Source organism: Aeromonas sp. ASNIH8, assembly GCF_002919855.1.
GTDB classification, from domain to species: domain Bacteria; phylum Pseudomonadota; class Gammaproteobacteria; order Enterobacterales; family Aeromonadaceae; genus Aeromonas; species Aeromonas caviae.
This window is the reverse complement of record NZ_PQLN01000015.1, coordinates 18,316-36,959: the sequence shown is the minus strand read 5'-3', so window position 1 is coordinate 36,959 and position 18,644 is coordinate 18,316. Positions and strand designations below refer to the sequence as shown.

At 59.6% G+C, this 18,644-nt stretch carries 19 protein-coding genes; 12 read left to right on the top strand and 7 right to left on the bottom strand.

The window, feature by feature from the left end; translation table 11 throughout:
• Positions 1–52 precede the first annotated feature (52 nt).
• A complete protein-coding gene (gene dapD / locus C3418_RS06085) occupies positions 53–880 on the top strand; it encodes a 2,3,4,5-tetrahydropyridine-2,6-dicarboxylate N-succinyltransferase (RefSeq protein ID WP_010673400.1) in 828 nt (275 codons plus the stop codon).
• Positions 881–1,154: 274 nt separating this feature from the next.
• Positions 1,155–1,538, top strand: a complete 384-nt coding sequence (locus tag C3418_RS06080) for a DUF3461 family protein (protein ID WP_039039426.1) — start codon at positions 1,155–1,157, stop codon at positions 1,536–1,538.
• Positions 1,539–1,700: 162 nt separating this feature from the next.
• Here C3418_RS06080 and ptsG read toward each other — a convergent pair whose 3' ends face one another.
• From ptsG to C3418_RS06065, 3 genes are all read right to left on the bottom strand, one after another.
• Complete coding sequence (gene ptsG, locus C3418_RS06075) at positions 1,701–3,134, bottom strand: PTS glucose transporter subunit IIBC (protein ID WP_103858157.1); 1,434 nt, start codon at positions 3,132–3,134, stop codon at positions 1,701–1,703.
• A 429-nt stretch (positions 3,135–3,563) separates the two neighbouring features.
• Positions 3,564–4,538 (bottom strand): MalM family protein, encoded by a 975-nt coding sequence (locus C3418_RS06070; protein WP_161470696.1) that lies wholly within the window; start codon positions 4,536–4,538, stop codon positions 3,564–3,566.
• A gap of 90 nt (positions 4,539–4,628) precedes the next feature.
• The gene (locus C3418_RS06065; RefSeq protein ID WP_043554772.1) at positions 4,629–5,993 is read right to left on the bottom strand and encodes a maltoporin; all 1,365 of its coding nucleotides are present in this window, start codon (positions 5,991–5,993) and stop codon (positions 4,629–4,631) included.
• A 315-nt stretch (positions 5,994–6,308) separates the two neighbouring features.
• On the opposite strand from C3418_RS06065, the gene C3418_RS24345 reads away from it, so the two are divergent.
• On the top strand, positions 6,309–6,449 hold the full coding sequence (locus C3418_RS24345; protein ID WP_154670447.1) for a hypothetical protein: 141 nt from the start codon (positions 6,309–6,311) through the stop codon (positions 6,447–6,449).
• 71 nt (positions 6,450–6,520) lie between these two features.
• On the opposite strand, the gene C3418_RS06060 is transcribed toward C3418_RS24345, so the two are convergent.
• The 3 genes from C3418_RS06060 to C3418_RS06050 form a co-directional block, all read right to left on the bottom strand.
• Positions 6,521–6,961, bottom strand: coding sequence for a flavodoxin (locus C3418_RS06060; protein WP_039039423.1), 441 nt, complete (start codon positions 6,959–6,961; stop codon positions 6,521–6,523).
• Positions 6,962–7,145: 184 nt separating this feature from the next.
• On the bottom strand, positions 7,146–7,922 hold the full coding sequence (truC, locus tag C3418_RS06055) for a tRNA pseudouridine(65) synthase TruC (protein WP_373368992.1): 777 nt from the start codon (positions 7,920–7,922) through the stop codon (positions 7,146–7,148).
• The gene (locus C3418_RS06050; RefSeq protein ID WP_010673392.1) at positions 7,922–8,257 is read right to left on the bottom strand and encodes a YqcC family protein; all 336 of its coding nucleotides are present in this window, start codon (positions 8,255–8,257) and stop codon (positions 7,922–7,924) included. Before C3418_RS06050 ends, truC begins: the two co-directional genes overlap by 1 nt.
• A 197-nt stretch (positions 8,258–8,454) precedes the next feature.
• On the opposite strand from C3418_RS06050, the gene C3418_RS06045 reads away from it, so the two are divergent.
• From C3418_RS06045 to C3418_RS06025, 5 genes are all read left to right on the top strand, one after another.
• On the top strand, positions 8,455–9,483 hold the full coding sequence (locus tag C3418_RS06045; RefSeq protein ID WP_103858154.1) for a DUF3549 family protein: 1,029 nt from the start codon (positions 8,455–8,457) through the stop codon (positions 9,481–9,483).
• A 68-nt stretch (positions 9,484–9,551) separates the two neighbouring features.
• Entirely contained in the window at positions 9,552–9,848 is a 297-nt protein-coding gene (locus tag C3418_RS06040; RefSeq protein WP_039039421.1) for a DUF3301 domain-containing protein, read from the top strand.
• A 59-nt stretch (positions 9,849–9,907) separates the two neighbouring features.
• The gene (locus C3418_RS06035) at positions 9,908–10,144 is read left to right on the top strand and encodes a DUF2789 domain-containing protein (RefSeq protein ID WP_039039420.1); all 237 of its coding nucleotides are present in this window, start codon (positions 9,908–9,910) and stop codon (positions 10,142–10,144) included.
• Between the two features lie 158 nt (positions 10,145–10,302).
• Positions 10,303–10,608 (top strand): DNA-binding protein, encoded by a 306-nt coding sequence (locus C3418_RS06030; RefSeq protein ID WP_069651743.1) that lies wholly within the window; start codon positions 10,303–10,305, stop codon positions 10,606–10,608.
• A gap of 9 nt (positions 10,609–10,617) precedes the next feature.
• Entirely contained in the window at positions 10,618–11,403 is a 786-nt protein-coding gene (locus C3418_RS06025; protein WP_103858153.1) for a Zn-ribbon-containing protein, read from the top strand.
• Positions 11,404–11,489: 86 nt separating this feature from the next.
• On the opposite strand, the gene syd is transcribed toward C3418_RS06025, so the two are convergent.
• Complete coding sequence (gene syd, locus C3418_RS06020; protein ID WP_010673386.1) at positions 11,490–12,038, bottom strand: SecY-interacting protein; 549 nt, start codon at positions 12,036–12,038, stop codon at positions 11,490–11,492.
• Positions 12,039–12,143: 105 nt separating this feature from the next.
• On the opposite strand from syd, the gene queF reads away from it, so the two are divergent.
• The 4 genes from queF to ppnN all read left to right on the top strand — a co-directional run bounded on the left by queF (position 12,144) and on the right by ppnN (position 18,580).
• A complete protein-coding gene (queF, locus tag C3418_RS06015) occupies positions 12,144–12,992 on the top strand; it encodes an NADPH-dependent 7-cyano-7-deazaguanine reductase QueF (RefSeq protein ID WP_042015869.1) in 849 nt (282 codons plus the stop codon).
• A gap of 116 nt (positions 12,993–13,108) precedes the next feature.
• Complete coding sequence (locus C3418_RS06010; protein WP_103858152.1) at positions 13,109–15,379, top strand: hypothetical protein; 2,271 nt, start codon at positions 13,109–13,111, stop codon at positions 15,377–15,379.
• A gap of 85 nt (positions 15,380–15,464) precedes the next feature.
• Complete coding sequence (locus C3418_RS06005) at positions 15,465–17,066, top strand: diguanylate cyclase (RefSeq protein ID WP_029313929.1); 1,602 nt, start codon at positions 15,465–15,467, stop codon at positions 17,064–17,066.
• A 158-nt stretch (positions 17,067–17,224) separates the two neighbouring features.
• Positions 17,225–18,580 (top strand): nucleotide 5'-monophosphate nucleosidase PpnN, encoded by a 1,356-nt coding sequence (gene ppnN / locus C3418_RS06000; RefSeq protein WP_010673382.1) that lies wholly within the window; start codon positions 17,225–17,227, stop codon positions 18,578–18,580.
• The last annotated feature ends 64 nt before the right edge of the window (positions 18,581–18,644 follow it).

The following is an 18,644-nucleotide window of genomic DNA, read 5'->3' as shown; positions in this document are numbered from 1 at the left end:
ACGATTGGAAAAGTGTGATACAACAAACAGAATTTTATAAAGGAAACCTGTCATGACCCAGTTGCAACAGACCATCGAAGCGGCCTTCGAGCGCCGTGACTCCATCACCCCCGGCTCCGTCGATGCCGCCACCAAGGCCGCCATTCTGGAAGCCATCGACCTGCTGGACTCCGGCAAAGCCCGGGTTGCCGAGAAGATTGCCGGCGAGTGGGTCGTCCACCAGTGGCTGAAGAAGGCCGTGCTGCTCTCCTTCCGCATCAACGACAACGGCATCATCAAGGGCGACGATGCCCAGTACTACGACAAGGTTCCCCTGAAGTTCTCCAACTACACCGAAGAGCAGTTCAAGGCTGCCGGTGTACGCGTCGTGCCGCCCGCGACCGCGCGCAAAGGCTCCTTCATCGCCCCGAACACCGTGCTGATGCCCTCCTACGTCAACATCGGCGCCTTCGTCGATGAAGGCACCATGGTCGACACCTGGGCCACCGTGGGCTCCTGCGCCCAGATCGGCAAGAACGTGCACCTCTCCGGCGGCGTCGGCATCGGCGGCGTACTGGAGCCACTGCAGGCCAACCCGACCATCATCGAAGACAACTGCTTCATCGGTGCCCGTTCCGAGGTGGTTGAAGGGGTGATCGTCGAGGAGGGCTCCGTCATCTCCATGGGGGTCTTCATCGGCCAGTCCACCCGCATCTATGACCGCGAAACCGGTGAAATCCACTACGGCCGCGTCCCGGCCGGCTCCGTGGTCGTTTCCGGCTCCCTGCCCTCCAAGTGCGGCAAGTACAGCCTCTACGCCGCCGTCATCGTCAAGAAGGTGGATGCCAAGACCCGCGCCAAGGTCGGCATCAACGCCCTGCTGCGCTCCATCGACGAGTAATCCACGCCGATGTCATCAAGGGCACCTCTGGTGCCCTTTTTCATGCCCGCTCTCATGGGTGGACGCCAACTCCCCTGCCCCACCAGCACTGCACACCCCCATGAGACGATACCGCTTATGGCAGTGCTGGCAAGGCGTTCACCCCTCCCCTTGGCTCATTGATTAAAGAAGACCTTTTTGACACCAATTTGAATTTGGCGCGCCTGTCACAGGCAAGGCGTCCGGACTCGGGTAAGATAGAGGGGTCAGGATCGTTTCAAACCAAGGAAGCCCGATGTACGAGAATCTCAAGAGCCTGGGGATCCAGGAACCCACCTCGGTGGACAGCTACACCCTGCGCCAGGAAGCCAACCACGACATCCTCAAGATCTATTTCAAGAAGCAGAAGGGTGAATTCTTCGCCAAGAGCGTCAAATTCAAATACCCCCGCCAGCGCAAGACCATGCTGGTCGACTCGGGGACCCATGAGTACAAAGATGTCACCGAGATCAACGCCAACCTCAAATACGTGGTGGATGAGCTGGACAATCTGACCCAGGGCGGCCAGCCTTCCGCCGATCCGGACATCAAGCAGAAAATACTGCGCGACTTGCGTCATCTGGAAAAAGTGGTGCAGAACAAGATCAGCGAGATAGAACGGGATCTCGAAAAGCTTTAAGCCGGTCTGATGCAGCAAAGGCGCCCAGGGGCGCCTTTTTCATTGGGTCACACCATGCTGGCGCCGCCAGGAAAGCCCCCGCACATGTCCCGCCACCAAACGCAACCCAGCAAAAAGGGAGGCTTGCGCCTCCCTTTTCGGAACTCGGATATCGGAGCGCAATCAGTTGCTCTTCATCCAGATGTCCATTTCAGTTTTCAGGTTGTCGGACTTGGTGCCGAAGATGGCTTGTACACCGGAACCCGCCACCACCACACCGGCGGCGCCCAGCTTCTTCAGACCAGCCTGGTCAACCTTGGCCACATCCTTCACACCGACACGCAGACGGGTGATGCAGGCGTCCAGAGAGGCGATGTTCTCTTTGCCACCGAAGGCGGAGACCAGTGCAGCAGACATCTCGTCCTTGCTTTGACCGGCAGAGGACTCTTGGGCAGCTTCGTGTTCACGACCCGGGGTTTTCAGGTTCATGGCACGGATGACCACGGTGAAGACCACGTAGTAGATGACCGCGTAGACCAGACCCAGACCCACCAGCAGCAGCATGTTGTCGGCACGCGGGGATTGCACCACGAAGTCGATGAAGCCGTTGGAGAAGGTGTGACCGTGCACGACACCCAGCATGTTGGTCAGGACGTAAGCCAGACCAGCCAGCAGCGCGTGAATCGCATACAGCACAGGCGCCACGAACAGGAAGGAGAATTCGATAGGTTCGGTGATACCGGTCAGGAAGGAGGTCAGGGCAGCGGAGGCCATGATACCAACAATCTTTGCGCGGTTTTCCGGCTTGGCAGCGTGAGCGATGGCAAACGCAGCAGCAGGCAGACCGAACATCTTGAACAGGTAACCACCGGCCAGTTGACCGAAGCCGTTACCGGCAGCACGGGAAGCGTCATCAGCAGTCAGGAAGCAGGTCATGATGCCGTGTACGGTTTCGCCAGCGGCGTTGACACAGGTACCCGCCTGATAGAAGAAGGGGACGTTCCAGATGTGGTGCAGACCGAACGGGATCAGGGAGCGCTCAACCACGCCGTAGATACCGAAGGCCAGGACCGGGTTCTGGTTGGCAGCCCAGTCGGAGAAGGCACCGATGGCACCACCAATCGGCGGCCAGATGAAGGAGAGCACGACACCCAGACCGATGGAAACAAAACCGGTGATGATGGGCACGGCGCGCTTGCCAGCGAAGAAGCCGAGGTACTCTGGCAGCTGGATCTTGTAGAAGCGGTTGAACGCCCAGGCAGCCACGCCACCGGCGAGGATACCCCCCAGCACACCGGTATCGATGCTCTCGACCCCCATCACAGGTGCCATGACCTTCAGGGTCGCGACCATGATGCCGTAGCCGACGATGGCAGACAGACCGGATACACCGTCGTTATTGGTAAAGCCGAGTGCCACGCCGACGGCGAACAGCAGCGCCATCTGGCCAAACACTGAACCACCGGCCTGCTCCATCAGCTGGGAGACAATTTCCGGCAACCAGCTGAAGTGAGCGGCGCCCACCCCCAGCAGAATACCTGCAACGGGCAAGACCGATACGGGCAGCATCAGCGCCTTACCGACCTTTTGCAGATTAGAGAAAGCATTTTTTAACATGTGTGCGCTCCTGAATGGATTTTTTTCCGACAACGACTCAGTGCAGTTTATTGATGACGGTGTACTTCATCCATGGCTGCATCGAATGCGTTTTCCGGGGTGTTTATTTTGACCTACAGAATATAACCCAGCAGGGTCGGAAATACCTCCATCGAGGCCAAGGGAATAATAAATTTGGAGGAGAGATCACAAGATAATAAATAAGCAGGAAGGGGGCTATCTTGAATATTATTTCGTATTGTTATAGCTTTGCCGCAAAAAGAAAAAAAACACTTCATGATAATTCAAAAGGAAACCAATAAATACCCAAGGAAACCAATTGTAACGATATGTAACTCATTGCAGCTTTATATTATCCAGTCTACCGATTAAAAAGGCCTCCAACAAGGGAGGCCTGCAATAAATATTACGTTGAATAAATCCGCTTATTCAGTTCTTTTGTGAACGTTTAATCGCATCAATAAAGACGGATTTCGCCTTGGTTGAACCTGCACGTTCGGCTTCATTCACCAACTGCATCGCCTTGTCGATATCCCCGGCCTTGACCGCCTTCTCGATCTGGCTGCTGTAGAAGGTCTCTGTTTCGCTCAACATCGCGGGGGCAGGTGTACTGGGGGTTGCTGCCACCGCAGCAGTGGTCGCTGCCGTCGCCGCCACGGCCGTCGTAGCCGGTTTGGCCTGACTCATCGCCACCTTGTCCGAATATTCGGGCTTGAACACGGCTTCCAGGCCTTGCCCCTTGGCCATGTCAACGACCTTTATTTGTAGCAGACCCCAAGGAGAATGGGGGATCACGGGGTCCTTGATATCCGGCTCAACCGTGCCATTGGCACGGGCGAACGCCTTGGCAGGATGCAGTATGGTGGTGCTGCCAGACAGCTCGTCGGCCGGGGCGTAGACCACCATGTAAGTTTCGGTCGCCGGGTTGCCCGGCATGCTGCGATCCACGAACACCTTGCCTTCAATCCTGTCATTGTCGAGCAGGTGGGCGGGTTGATACGTGAAGACAGATTCACCCAGCACACGGGTTACCTTGAACTGGGCATCCAGCATGACTACCTTGGGCACGAGCACCGTCTTGCTCACCTGAGAGGCCAGGGTGATGGCCAGGTTGCCGGTATTGACCGGCAGGCGATAGGCGGCGAAATAACTCATCCCCTCGTCAAATTGATAACTGGGCTGCTTGCCATCGATGGTCAGCAGCGTCTCACCTTCCGGCAAGGAAACATAATTGAATTCGTTGAACCCTGCGCAGCAACTGGTGGCCTGGGAGAGCGCCTGCTTGGCCTGGTCGGCATTACTCAGGATGGAGGCGTGTTCCTGTACGGGCACCACCATGCTACCGGAACAACCGGCCAACAGCGCGGTAACCACGGCCGCGATAGACATCTTTACCAGTTTCATTCTTCTTATCTCCATAACCCGGTTGCCAAATCCTGCTAAACAAAACTGCCCCCATACGGGGGCAGTGACTAACTTAACTGAAAGAAGTGCTTACCACCAAGCTTCCGCTTGCACACCCACTTGGTAGGTGTCTTTGGAGGTGCCGCTTTCGAAGACTTTCTGATCTTCGTCGTTGGCCAGGTAGGAGGCGAACACACGGATTTCAGGACGGGCCCAGAAGCTGGAGCCGGCAGACCAGGCTTGAGCCAGGGTCAGCTTGTAACCGGAGTCATCAACAGAGGTACCGTTGGTGGACTTGGTCTTGTCCTTGAAGTAGCCGCCTTCGAAGATGGTCTTGTTGAAGTCATCCCACTTGTACATGGGGCGAACAACGGCGGACATGGCTTCAACCTTGTCGTTGCCATCCCACATCTCGTTGCCTACACCGTAGACCAGCTGGTGACCCATCTCGAAGTTGTTGCCCATGGGAACAACACCCCAGTTGATGATGCGGAAACCATCAGCACCGTCTTTGGCTTCGGCACCGTACCAGGAGCCGTCACCGTAGAAGGCCATGGTCTTGGAGTAACCTTCAGTACCGTACTGCAGCACAGTCTTGTTGAAGCCACCCAGGATGCCTTGGGTCAGTTCGGCAGTCAGCATGACGCCGTCTTTCATGTTGTTGTTTTTCAGCGGTTTCTGCGCTTCAGTCTCGTTAACCAGTGCGTAGTCTACGCCCAGTTCCAGAGACGCTTCGCTCCACAGCGGGATACCGGCATAACGCAGGTCCAGTGTGTTGACGTTAACATCTTCGTTCTTGGTGTAAGTAGGATCTTCTACATAGTTACCAGTCGGGTTGCCGTTTGCATCCAAAACAGGTTTTTTATTTACACCGGTCTTAGTGTACTGACCGAACACATCGGCCGCGCTGCGGTCGTTGCGAACCCAGGCGAAGGAGATCTTGCCAGGACCGGCCTGGATGCCTTCGATACCGGCACCAGCACCGGAGATGTTCCAGTAGTAGAAGTCGGAGATGTGGATATCGTGACGTTGGTAGTAACGCTTACCGGCCCACAGGGTGGCTTCCGGCGCGAAGCCCAGCAGGCCCTTGGCTTGCACGTTGAACTGACGCAGGGCGAAGTCGGAGTCGCCGTTGCACTGCTTGGCATCGAAGTTACAGACGGTGCCGGTACCTTCCCAATCGTTGGAGCCGTTGGACGCCATGGCGAACATGGAGTCTACGTAGAAAGTCTTGCCATCTTTGTTGAAGACTTCCTGACCCAGCTGGACTTCGCCGTAGGTATCATTTTCGTTACCCAGACGACCAACCTTGTTGACGTTGTATTTGACCATGTCCCCGTCACCGGAAACACCGACACCGGAACGGAAGTAGCCGTGGAAATCAACGGCGAAGGCGGCTTGGGAAGCCAGGGCTGCGGTTACTGCTGCAGCGATCGGGAGCCACTTTGCTTTCATTTTCATTTTCCTTATTCCCGCTGAGAGGAGTGTGATCCTGATATTCAAGTTCTTATCACCGGAAAAACGTTTTGGTGATAACCGAGGTCGATTATAGGTACCCAAATTCCCTGCAAACATGAGCTGATTCACAAAACGATGACAAATCGCACGCCACAGACAGCCACAGCAACAAAATGTCAATAAATTTTCATTTTTTGGCACCAACCACCCTAGATAAGCACAAAAAATAAAAACAACAACCAAAGAAAGCGCTTTCAAATATTAATTCGCGACGAGAGTTAAGTGATAAATCCGTGTCGCAGTAGCAAAAACATGACTGAAATCGCTTTCAATGCGGAACTTTTAATTTTTCAATTTGTCGTGGGTGATGATGAATATGGCCAACCGGTTATCATGATTGGCGAGAAAAATAACCGGACGAAAGAGAGGATATATTTGGGGGCTGAGGCGTGACGCCCCAAAAATAAAACACCCCCGTCAGCACACTCACGGAGGTGAATTTATTCTCGGGGAGAAGGGTCTGGCTACAGTCTATTTTCCCAGGTTTTCAACCAGGCCAGCGCCGCCACTTCAGGCTCATCTTCTACCGTCGCATCGATTTCCAGACGCACAACCAGTGGCTCGGCAGCCAGCTCCTGCAACAGAGCATCCAGCGTTCGCCCCGCTCCGCAGAAGTGTTCATAGCTGCTGTCTCCCATGGCGATGAGGGCATAGCGCCATCCCTTCATATAAGGAGCACGATCGGCCAGGGCACTGGCAAAGGGCTGCAAATTGGGCGGTATATCCCCCTGCCCCGTGGTGGCGGTCACGATGAGCAGAAAGCGGGAGGCATCGATGTCGGTCAGCGCCGCGTCATCGAAGATCTGGCAGACATGGCCATTGGCTTGCAGGTGGTCACAGAGGGTCTCGGCCACCAGCATGGCCGAGCCGTAGACGGTGCCGACCAGGATGTCGATCTCGGCCATCAGCGACTCCTCAGGGACAGATATTGGACCCGGCAAGACCGGGATGGGTAGGAAGAGCCCCCCTGAACAGGCGGGGGGCACGCGATTGCGCAGGCGATATCTCGTTGAGCCATAAGTCATTCCTCTGACGTACCTGGGCTACAGCATGCCACAGCCCGGTCAGAGGCAACAGATGGAAAGAGGCTCAGGCGCCGTAGTCTTGCTCGCTGGCAGGCCAGCCCAGACGGGCGAACAGACCCAGCACCTCGGGGCCCAGGGGCGCCTGGATCCGCATCGGCACCTTGAGCACCGGATGCTCGAAGCTCAGACGGTGCGCGATCAGCAGTAGGCGGTCGCACCCGTAATGCTCGCGAAAGAAGCGGTTGTGCCGGCCATCCCCGTAGGTGGTATCACCGACGATGGGGTGGAACAGGTGATCCAGATGGCGGCGCAGCTGGTGCTTGCGCCCCGTCTTGGGAAAGAGGCGGACCAGGCTGTAGCGACTGGTGGGATGCTTCTTGGAGACGGCGAAGGGCAACTCGACCTGATGCAGACGACGAAACGCGGTCACCGCCTCCTGGGCGGGGCGATCCGGGTCGCTGAAGGCATCGGCAATCTTGTCCAGCTGCTCCTTGAGCGGATAGTCGATGAGCCCCTCTTCGGGGGCCCATCCCCGCACCAGTGCCAGGTACTCCTTGTGGACCTTACGGGCAGCAAAGGCCTCGGTCAGGGTGCGGGCCACGGCAGGATCGAGAGCAAACAGCAGCACACCCGAAGTGGGCCTGTCCAGTCGGTGCACGGGGTAGACATGACGACCCCCGATCAGATCCCGGGTCATCTGCATGGCGAAACGGGTCTCGGCCTTGTCGAGCCAACTGCGGTGCACCAGGAGACCGGACGGTTTGTTCACCGCCACCAGCCAGTCATCCTGATAAAGCAGTGTCGGCTGCAAGGCATCCGCTGTCCGGGTCTGCTCGTCCATCATTGTTCGACCACTTTGCCGGAGAGCAGCAGATCGAAACGGGCGATCAGACGAAGCAGGGCCTCGACCTCCGCCAGCTCCTCTTTATAGACCTCACTCGCCATGGGATAGAGGGAGACGCTGGTCGGCAGCGGAGCCTGCAGCAGCACCAGCTGCTCCATGCGCGGGATCAGCACGAACTGCAGCCACTGATCGAAACTCAGGGTATCGACACAAAACGGCAGCTCGCTTGCCAGCGCCTCGCTCCCCGGATGGTCGGCTTGCCAGCGTTCCAGACGTTGCAACTCGGCAGTCAGCTCTCCCAGCAGACCGGCAACCAGCAGATATTGATTCATCTCGCTCACTTCCTCATCGCGGGCCCGGTCTGCGACGGGGCCCCACTCAATACGGCCATCAAAAAGGGGCGCTACTATACACCGACCCCGCAATGGCTGCCATGTTACCGTCACCTTCATCCCCTGCATCACCGCCTCTGGCTATCTGGTGCAGCCCCCTTATAATCGCCCGCATTATCTTCAAGCGGGATCTCTTCATGTCTTCCATCAACACCCTGACCGAGTTTCTGACCCAGGCCGATACCCAGTTCCAGCTGTTCGATCTGGGCCGCCAGGTGCGCCCGCTCCCCAGCGACCTCTTCGTGCGCATCGAGCAGCAGCAGGAGCCCTACCCCTGGCCGTTGCAGCAGCACGCCTGGCTCGGCGTGCACTTCTTCCAGCCGACCGAATCCAGGCACTACCTCTGGTTCCTCAAGTTCGCCCTTGATGAACGCGGCCTGCTCATCTCCAGCGGCCCCAAGCATTTCATGGATCAGGTGGTAGAGACTCTGGGCTACAAGCTCACCGGTGAACTGGACGAAGAGAAGGCCCAGCGTCTGGCGGACAACCCCTACACCTTCCGTCCGGCCGAGGCCAAGATGGCCAGTGTGCACGCCAAGCTGGCCCGCCAGCTGGAACAAGCCCCTTCCGCTTACTACGAGGCCCTCTGCCACTATCTGGCGGCGCCGGGGGAAGAGGGGTGGCAGGCCCTGGGACTGCAAGGGTTTGCAGATCTCGCGGAGCGGCTGCAGGTTGAACGCAATCTGGCACTGGTCTGCAAGGCCTTGCCCGTGCTGCCGCAGGCCCCCCTCTACGCCCTGTGCCAAAGCCTGGAGAACGCCCCCCTGCCTCCTGCCCTGCAAGGCGCATTGCTGGAGCGCATCGGCAAGGAGCAGGAGTGCGCCGAGCCTGACCCCGAAACCCTGGCCTATCTGTGCCGGGCACTGGCCTCCTGCCCGGGCAACGGACTGCGCACCAACAAGCTGCTGACCCTGCTGCAAACCCGGCCAAGCCCCTCCCTGCTCCTCGCCATCGCTGGCCGCCTCTGGCCCGATCTGAAACACCCCGAACTGCTCGGCCTGTTTCTGGAGCAGCTCGCCCTGCAACCCACCCAGTTCTTCAACCAGGTATTTGCCGAGCTCGTCACGCTACCGGCCTTGCGCAATGATATGCTGGCAAAACTGCGTGACCCCGAACGCAGCGAGGCCCTGGGTCTGGCCATCGGTCGCCTGTTCGCTTCCACCTAGGCCCGACACAACGGCCCTGTTGCCTGAGGTGAACAGGGCCCCACACACATCACAGAAGGAACCCGCTGATGGGAGAAATGCTTGGGATCTTGCTGCTCGGCCTCGTTGGCTGGGCCTTCTGGCAACAGCGCCGCCAGGCGGAGCTGGCCTGGCAATACATGCGCCGCTACTGCCAGCACCACGACCTGCAACTGCTGTCGCTGGCGCGGACACACCGTGCCCTGGGGCACAAGCCCCTGCGCCTGCTCACCTACTACCAGTTCGAGTTCTCCAGCGACGGAGAGAGCCATTATCAGGGGCAGCTCTGCATGCAGGGGCTGCATGTCGCCGGTGTCGAACTGCCACCCCATCGTCTCCCCTCCTAGATTTGAGAGCACGGGGGCTGGCTATACTCTTCCACAGCCCCCTTCCAAGGAGTACCGACATGGAATTGCTCACCCATGACATGGCCGCCCTGTTTGCCCAGCTGGGGCTGGCCAGTGACGACATCAGCCAGCAGCGTTTTATCCGCGACCATCCCATCGATCGCCATACCCAGTTGCCCGACGCGCCGTTCTGGACTCCTTCCCAGGCAGGCTTTCTGCGCGATGCCCTCAGCCACGACGCCGACTGGGCGGAAGCCATCGACCAACTGGACGTGATGCTGCGCCAGGGGACCTGATCCCCGCACTCCCGGCGGCCAGCGTTGGGTAGACGCGGAGCCGCCAATCCCCTCCCTCTCGCCACCCACGCCCTTCGCTCCGCTTTCCTGATGGGCAGGCTTTGATTAAGCTCTGTGCCACTATCCACCCGCAGCAAGACGGCCGTGCAGGAGCCAAGATGTCAGCCCAAGAGATCATCCAGATAGCCAACGAACTCAGTGCCAGGGGGATCACCCCCTCTACCGCCATGGTCAAGGCCCGCCTCAGCCATCCCGTGCCCATGGCCGAGCTGCTCAAGGTGTTGAGCCAGTGGAAGCAACAACCCCAGCCCGCGGCGACAGCGCCCGCCCCCGCCAGTGCCCCCGAGGCGCCCCCTTTGGCCACGGAAAGCGTCACTCTTCAGCAGCTGAGCGAGCAGCTCGCCCGGCTGGAGCAGAAGGTCGATCGCCTCACCGACCTGCTGCTCAACCAGAAGCCGGATTGACCCATCGCCATGTATATCCTCGAACTCACCTTTGAGTGCTACCGCGATACCTCCCTCGGGGAGGCCGAACGAGCCATCGTCCACTACCTCGACATGCTGCGCTATCAGGGTCAGATCCTGGGGCGGGAGTTTCCCACCAGCATGCACGAAGGCTATTTCGTCAGCCGGGTGGTCTGCCCGGAGCAGGACAGCCTGCACCCTGACAACCAGAGCGAGCTGGTCGCCCTTGCCGAGCAAGGTCTGCACCAGGCGGGCCTGCTCGCCCCCAAACTCCACCTGCAAGGGGCGGATCTGCTCTCGGACAGTACGGACCCGTGCGCAGAGCAGGGGGAGCGTCCCAGCTGGATGCTGCTCTACACCAGCTTCCTGCACAGTTGCTCTCCCCTGCGCTGTGGCGATCACTTCGCCCCCATCCCGCTCTATCGGCTGCCCGCCGTCGCCAACGGTGATCACAAGCAGATCATCAAGTGGCAGGAAGATTGGGAAGCCTGCGATCAGTTGCAGATGAACGGCTCCATCGCCGAGCACTCCGCCCTGCACGAAATCGGCGAGGTGGGCAGCCGCCTTCATCGTCGGGGCAGCGATCTCGCCAGACGGCTGGAGCTCCTGAGCGGCATTCCCACCTATTACTATCTCTACCGGGTAGGCGGCCTGAGCGCCGCCGAAGAGCGGGCTCGCCCCTGCCCTGGCTGTGGTGGTCCATGGGCGCTGGCCGCCCCCCTGCATGAGATCTTCGACTTCAGGTGCGAGCCTTGCAGGCTGGTGTCCAACCTCTCCTGGGACTTCAAGGAGTAGGAGCCTACCGCGCACAATGGCGCAATAAAATGGCGCCATAAAAAGAGAGGGCCTTGCCAGGTGGCAAGGCCCTCTCTTTTGGGGCATCACTGGGGCAAGGTTTCCAGTCGCGCCAGAAAGGCCGGCAACGAGGGGGCCAGCGTCAGGCGCCGTCCGGAGTCCAGCCACTCCAGCCACACCTGGCCGCTCTCGTTATCGAGGGAGACCAGCGTCATCTCGTTGCGGGTCGTGGCAATGAAGAGTGAAGGGGATCGCTTCAACTTGCGCAGCATCAGCAGGTGGCCGATGAGGTTCTCCTTGAGCAGATCCAGATCGGCGTCGTTCCACGGCAGGATGAGTTCGATGCGCAGCCCCTTGAAAGAGCAGGGCAGAGGGCGGCTGAACCAGTGGCCAAACAGGGCGATGGCGCTGGGATGCAGGGTCAGCTCCAGGGCGTTCGCCATGGCCGTGAAGTCGGCTGCCTGCTCCCGCTGGAACGGACGCCAGGCTACCCGCCCCTCCCTGGGTTCATCCAGCTCGCAAGGAGAGCGCCAGTCGGCCTCCCAGTCACACAGGGGCAGCCCCCGCCTTCCTTCACCATCGCGCTGCCAGCGTAAAAAGAACTGCTCCAGGGCAGACAGGACTTGATCCGACATCGATATTCCCCACAATAGCGGCCTCTGATGGCCGCAAGTACCTGATCGAAAAATCGGGCCATTGCACCATCAAACCCCTTATCAGACAAGCGTGAGCAAACCAGCATGAGCAAACAAGAGAGATACGCCGGCGCCAGTGCGCTGCAAGGCCTGAGCCTGGGGCAGCAGTCCGCCTACATCAGCCAGTACACCCCGAGTCTGCTGCAGCCCGTGCCACGCAGTCTGAACCGCGACGATCTTGGCCTGAGAGGTGAACTGCCGTTCCAGGGGTGCGACGTCTGGACCCTGTATGAACTCTCCTGGCTCAATGCCAAAGGCAAGCCCGTGGTTGCCATCGGGGAGGTCTTTGTGCCTGCTACCAGCCCGAATCTCATCGAGTCCAAGTCGTTCAAGCTTTACCTGAACTCCTTCAACCAGACCCGCTGCGACTCCCTGGAGGCAGTGCAAGCGCTGCTGGTTCAGGATCTGAGTGGCTGCGCTGGTGCCCCGGTGAGCGTCACCCTCTTCACCCTCGACCAGGCCCCCCACCAGATAGCCCAGCTGCCCGGTGAGTGCATCGACAACCTGGATATCGAGGTGGACGGCTACGAGTTTGACGAAACCCTGCTGCAAGGGGCCGCCGGTCGCGAGATCGTGGAGGAGACCCTGCACAGCCACCTGCTCAAGTCCAACTGCCTGGTGACCAGCCAGCCGGACTGGGGATCCGTGGTGATCCACTATCGCGGCCCGCGTCTCGACCGGGAGAAGCTGTTGCGCTACCTCATCTCGTTCCGCCAGCACAACGAGTTCCACGAGCAGTGCATCGAGCGCATCTTTACCGATCTCAAGCACTTCTGCGCCCCGGAAAAACTGACCGTCCATGCCCGTTACACCCGCCGCGGCGGCCTGGACATCAACCCCTTCCGCAGCGACTGGGAGCCGGTTCCGGCGAACCTGCGCCTCATTCGCCAGTAATCACCGGCGCCGCCATCCTGCGGGCTGCGGCCGGCTGCGCATCACCTCAGTAAACTCTGGACGGGCGGGGGTGGGCTTGGATAACATGCCTGCACCTCCGTGCCGTTCTTAATCCAATGAATCAACTGTTTTTTCTGGCAATGATGATGTCCTCCCTGTCGGCTCCTGATCTGGATCTGGCCAAGGAGCAGTTGTCCATCGACCTGCAGCAGGCCCAGACCCTGGTGCTGACCGATCCCGCCAGATGTGCCCAGATTGCCACCTCCTTCCTCGAACGCACGGCTAACAATCCCAAGCAGATCATCAGCAACCGTCAGGAATACGGCTATCGCGAGCCGATGCTGAACTACGGTACCGCCACCCAGACCACGGGCGCCTATCTGCTCAAGGGGGAGTGTCTGCAGCAGCTAGGGCAGTTCGCCCAGGCACAGGAGTCCTTTGAGCAGGGCATCGCCATGGCCGAGAAAGAGCAGCAGTTCGAGCTGCAGGCCCATGGGCTCTATCTGCTGGTTAGAAGCCGCAACCTGCAACAGCATACCCATGGCGCCGCGGCCCCCCTGCTCGACAAACTCGACAAACTGCTGGCCAATCCCGACCTCAAGGAGAGCCAGTTGCAGGTCTACAGCCGCTTGCTGCGCGTCAACGCCAGCATAGAGGAACGGCAATTCGATCTCGCCAAACAGCAGCTGGCCGAGACCCGCAAATGGGCGGATCACGCCAAACAGCCTCTGGCCAGGGCCTGGACCAGCGCCGTGGGCGGGGATCTCTATCAGGCTCTGGGTCAGCCCCAGCTTGCACTGGGGGAGTACATCGAAGCACAACAGCAAGCCAAGCCCCTGCAGGATCCCCTCTTCCTCGGCCTGCTCTCGAACCAGATGGTCAGCCTCTATCAGGAAGAGCAGGAGCCACAAAAAGCGCTGCAATACGCCAGCGAGGCGGCCAACTATTTTCATGCCCTCGGCAATTCCTCCATGCTGAGCGACGCCCTGATCGTGCTCGCCCGTCTCAACCGGGATCAGGGCGAGATGAACATGGCGCTGGTCTATTTCTTCAATGCCCTCGACCTGCTGGACGAGAGCAGCAACCGTACCCGCATCGCCCATCTCAAGTTCGAGATAGGCAAGACCTACCTGCAGACCGGCAATCTCAACCTGGCGCGAAACTACCTGAACGCCGCACGCCAGTCCCATGAGCTGGGGGATGACAAGGAGTCGCTCATCGACACCCTGCTGTTGCTGGGAGAGCTGCACCTCAAGCAGCAGGAGGCGGGCATCGCCATCCTGCAGTTGGAGAACGCTCTCACCCTGGCCAACCGGATTGGGGACATCCGGCGCCAATTCGAGATCTTCCGCCTGCTCTCCGTCGCCTATGAGCAGAAGGGTTACCTCCAGCAGGCCCTGGAGAGCTACAAGAATTACCACCAGCGCAGCGAACTGGTTCGCCAGCAACAGCTGGCGCTGGAGCAGGAGGCGGTGCGCGACAACTACGCCCAGGTGGAGCGGGTGCAACAGGTCAAGGAGCTGGAACAGCAACTCGACGCCAGCCAGCACCAGCAGGAGCGATACCTCTGGACCAGCGTCAGCACCGGGCTGCTGCTGGCACTCTTCATCTATCTGTTCTTCACCCTCTGGCTGAAACTGCGGGTCGCGCGCCTTCATGCCAAACAGCTGGGAGAAGCCCTGCTGGTAGAGCCGCGCAGCGGCCTGGCCAACTGGCAGCGACTGATGAGCCGCTGGCCGCGGGAGATGGCCAAGCGCCAGCAGAAATCCGAGCGCTGGTACCTGAGCGAACGCCCCACCAGCGAATTTGACGACAAGCTGCACTACCTGCTGTTCCGGGTTCCCTTCCTGATCAACAGCCTGGAGCAACACGGCTATCAGGTCAGCCGCGAGATAGAGCAGGCCTTCGGCCGCTACGTCAACGAACTGACCCCGCAGGATGGCCGCATCTACGACCTGCGCGAAGGCCACTTGCTCTATGTGGTGCCCCAGCGCCACGTGGCCCAGTTGCATCAGCTGGCCCAGACCCTGCTCGACACCCTGGCAGCCTTCCCCTGCGAGCACCCGCTGGACAGGCGCATCAGCCTCGGCATCGTCAGCCATCCCTTCCTGCCCAAGGCAGCCATGGCCCTCGATCACCACGGCCTGTTCGATCTCTGCTACCTGGCCCTCTCGGGTGCCATTCAGCTCAGCGAAAAATGCCAGCAGAGCGTCTGGCTTGAGCTGGCCGCCATCGATTGCCAGCAGGCCGCATTTTTTAACGGAGATGTGTGGCAATGCTGCTTGATGGCAATTGACAAGGGACTGGTAAAAGTAAATTCTTCTCATGAAAAGCAATGGGTTAACTGGCTTGCGCTTTCACGGACGAAGGTTGCGGACAATCCGTGACAAAAAGGTACTCAACGGGGTCTTTGATTGGCTTTCTGTTGCTGGACGAAACAAAAACGATAATGACAACAGGGCGACCTGAAGAATGAATGATATGGCTGCCGTAACAGGACAACTGGCAAGACTCAGGGAATCCCTCCAGCAGAAACAGCAGGAGCTTGACGGCATGGCGAGCTTCTCCGATGCCGAACGCACCCGCAGTATCCAGTTCATCGGCAAGTTGATGCAAGCCTGTCGTGGCCACGATCGCGAGCTCGACAACCGGCTCGCCAAGCTCAAGCAGAAACTTGAAGGCAACCCTCCGCTCACCTCCATCGATGCCGATCTGATCGCCATCGAGAAGCTGTTGCAGCAGCACAGCCACACCATGGAAGAGTCCATCAGCCTGACCCGGGCAGCCATCGATCTCGGCAGCAAACAGCTCAAAACCATCAAGGGGTTTCCGGAAGATACCCGCCGCGCCCTCAAGGAGTTTCTCGCCAGCCCGGAGAGTTACGGCATCGGCGATCACCAGAAGAAGGTGATCCGGCTGCTGGAGTTCTACCAGCAGGCGATCAAGATCCAGCTGCTGCCGCGCAAGCCGCTGATCCCCCCTTCGGCGGAGATCCCCACCGAGCTCTCCAGCCCGGCCCCTACCGACTCCTTTGACATCAAGGCACATGCCCAGATTTCAGACGAGTTGCAGCGTCTCATCACCGAGCTCGACTTTGCCGGCGCCGTGGGCGAGAGCCTCGCAGACATCCGCCGCCAGTTGCTCGGGGGCATCACCCCTGCCCTGCTGGCCGAAGTCTGCCTGCAGATCATCGAGCTCATCATCGAGGGTACCCGGGAAGAGCGCAAAGCCTCCCAGGCGTTTCTCAGCACCCTGAACGAGAGTCTCTCCTCGGTCCATTACAGCTTTACCGAATCCCTGGATGAAGGGCGGGCGCTGCAAAATGCCGCCCATCTCAGCGGACAGGCGCTGGAGCGGGAACTCGCCGCCATCGATCGCGCCATGGCAGCCCATGACTCGCCACAGATACTCAGGGGCGCCATTTCTGGGCATCTGGACACCATCCGCCGGCTGCAGCAGGAGCGGGAGGAGATGGCCAACCGCGAGCGCCACCTGCTCACCCACCTCTCCAACATGGAAGCCAAGCTCAGGTTGATGAAGGACGAGACCGCCGAGTACAAGAAGCGGCTCACCATCCAGAAACACAAGCTCTTCCTCGACAGCCTGACCCAGGTACACAACCGGGCGGCCCTGGACGAGCGGCTCGAGCTCGAATACAAACGCTGGCTACGCTATGGCACCCCCCTGTGCCTGGCCATCATCGACATCGACCACTTCAAGCACATCAATGACAATTACGGCCACATGGCCGGCGACAAGGCATTGAAGGTGGTTGCCAAGGCCCTGCAGAACGCCTTGCGCGACACCGACTTCATCGCCCGCTTTGGCGGTGAGGAGTTCGTGGTCCTGCTGCCGAACATCAATCCGGACAAGTACCAGAAGCCGCTGGAGAACCTGCGTCAGACCATCAAGAGCATCCCGTTCCGCTTTCGCGATGCCAGGGTCGAGATCACCATCTCCATCGGTGCCACCCTGTTTCGGACCGGCGACCATACCACGGATGCGTTCGAGCGCGCCGACAAGGCGCTTTACAGTTCCAAGCACTCCGGCCGGGATCAGGTCAATCTCGCCTGAATCCGCTTTGAGGGGCGGCTAAAAAAGCGGCAAACGCACAGTCCCCCTATTCCCCTGCCCACCCCCTTGCCTCTACTATCGAACCCGAGGGATGCCAAAGCATCCCGTTTTCTCCCCAGGGAAAGCACAACGATAACAAGCGAGTGAAAGGGGAAATTATGATTACACACATCAATCCCGTGGGCAGCATGGACCTGCTGTCCCAGCTCGAGGTGGATCGCCTCAAGCAGACGGCCTCCAGCGATATCTATCAACTGTTTCGCAACTGCTCGCTGGCGGTCCTCAACTCCGGCAGCCATACCGACAGTTCCAAAGAGATACTGGAACGTTTCAAATCCTTCGATATTCACGTGATCCGGCGCGAGCGCGGGGTCAAGCTCGAGCTGTTCAACGCCCCCGAGCACGCCTTCGTCGACGGCGAGATCATCCGCGGCATCCAGGAGCACCTGTTCTCCGTGCTGCGGGACATTCTCTATGTGTCGACCCAGCTCGAGTCCAATCGTCTGGTCAACCTGACCAGCTCCACCCATATCTCCAATGTGGTGTTCGCCATCCTGCGCAACGCCAAGGCGATCCTGCCCGGCGCCGATCCCAACCTGGTGGTCTGCTGGGGCGGCCACTCCATCAACGAGGTGGAATACCAGTACACCCGGGCGGTGGGTAGCGAGCTGGGTCTGCGCGAGCTCAACATCTGTACCGGCTGCGGTCCGGGTGCCATGGAGGGCCCCATGAAGGGGGCCGCCGTCGGCCACGCCAAGCAGCGGGTGCGCAACGGCCGTTACATCGGTCTCACCGAGCCTTCCATCATCGCCGCCGAACCGCCGAACCCCATCGTCAACGAGCTGGTGATCCTGCCGGACATCGAGAAGCGGCTGGAAGCCTTCGTGCGTCTGGGTCACGGCATCATCATCTTCCCGGGCGGGGTCGGCACTGCCGAGGAGCTGCTCTACCTGCTCGGTATCATGATGCACCCGGCCAACGATCGCCAACCCATCCCCATCGTGCTGACCGGCCCGAAAGAGAGCGCCGACTACTTCCGCGCCATCGACGACTTCGTCAAGGCGACCCTGGGGGAAGCCGCCACCAGTCTCTACCGGATCATCATCGGCGATGCGCCCGAGGTGGCCCGCGTGATGAAGGAGGCGATGCCGAAGATCCGCGAATACCGCAAGTCGGTGGGAGATGCCTACTCCTTCAACTGGTCCCTGCGGATCGAGCCCGAGTTCCAGCTGCCGTTCGAGCCGGATCACGCCAGCATGGCCAGCCTGGATCTGCATCGCAACCAGCCACCCCAGCTGCTGGCAGCCAACCTGCGCCGCGCCTTCTCAGGCATCGTCGCAGGCAACGTCAAGGAAGGGGGCATCAGGGCCATCGAGAAGAAGGGTCCCTTCAAGCTGCACGGCGACAAGGAGCTGATGCACCTGATGGACAGATTGCTGGAAAGCTTCGTCAAGCAGCAGCGCATGAAGCTGCCGGGCAGCCAGTACGTTCCCTGCTACGAGATAGTCAAATAGTCGGGACATCACAATGCACCGCACCGGAGGGGCCCATGGGCCCCTCTTTCATTGACTGGTCTTC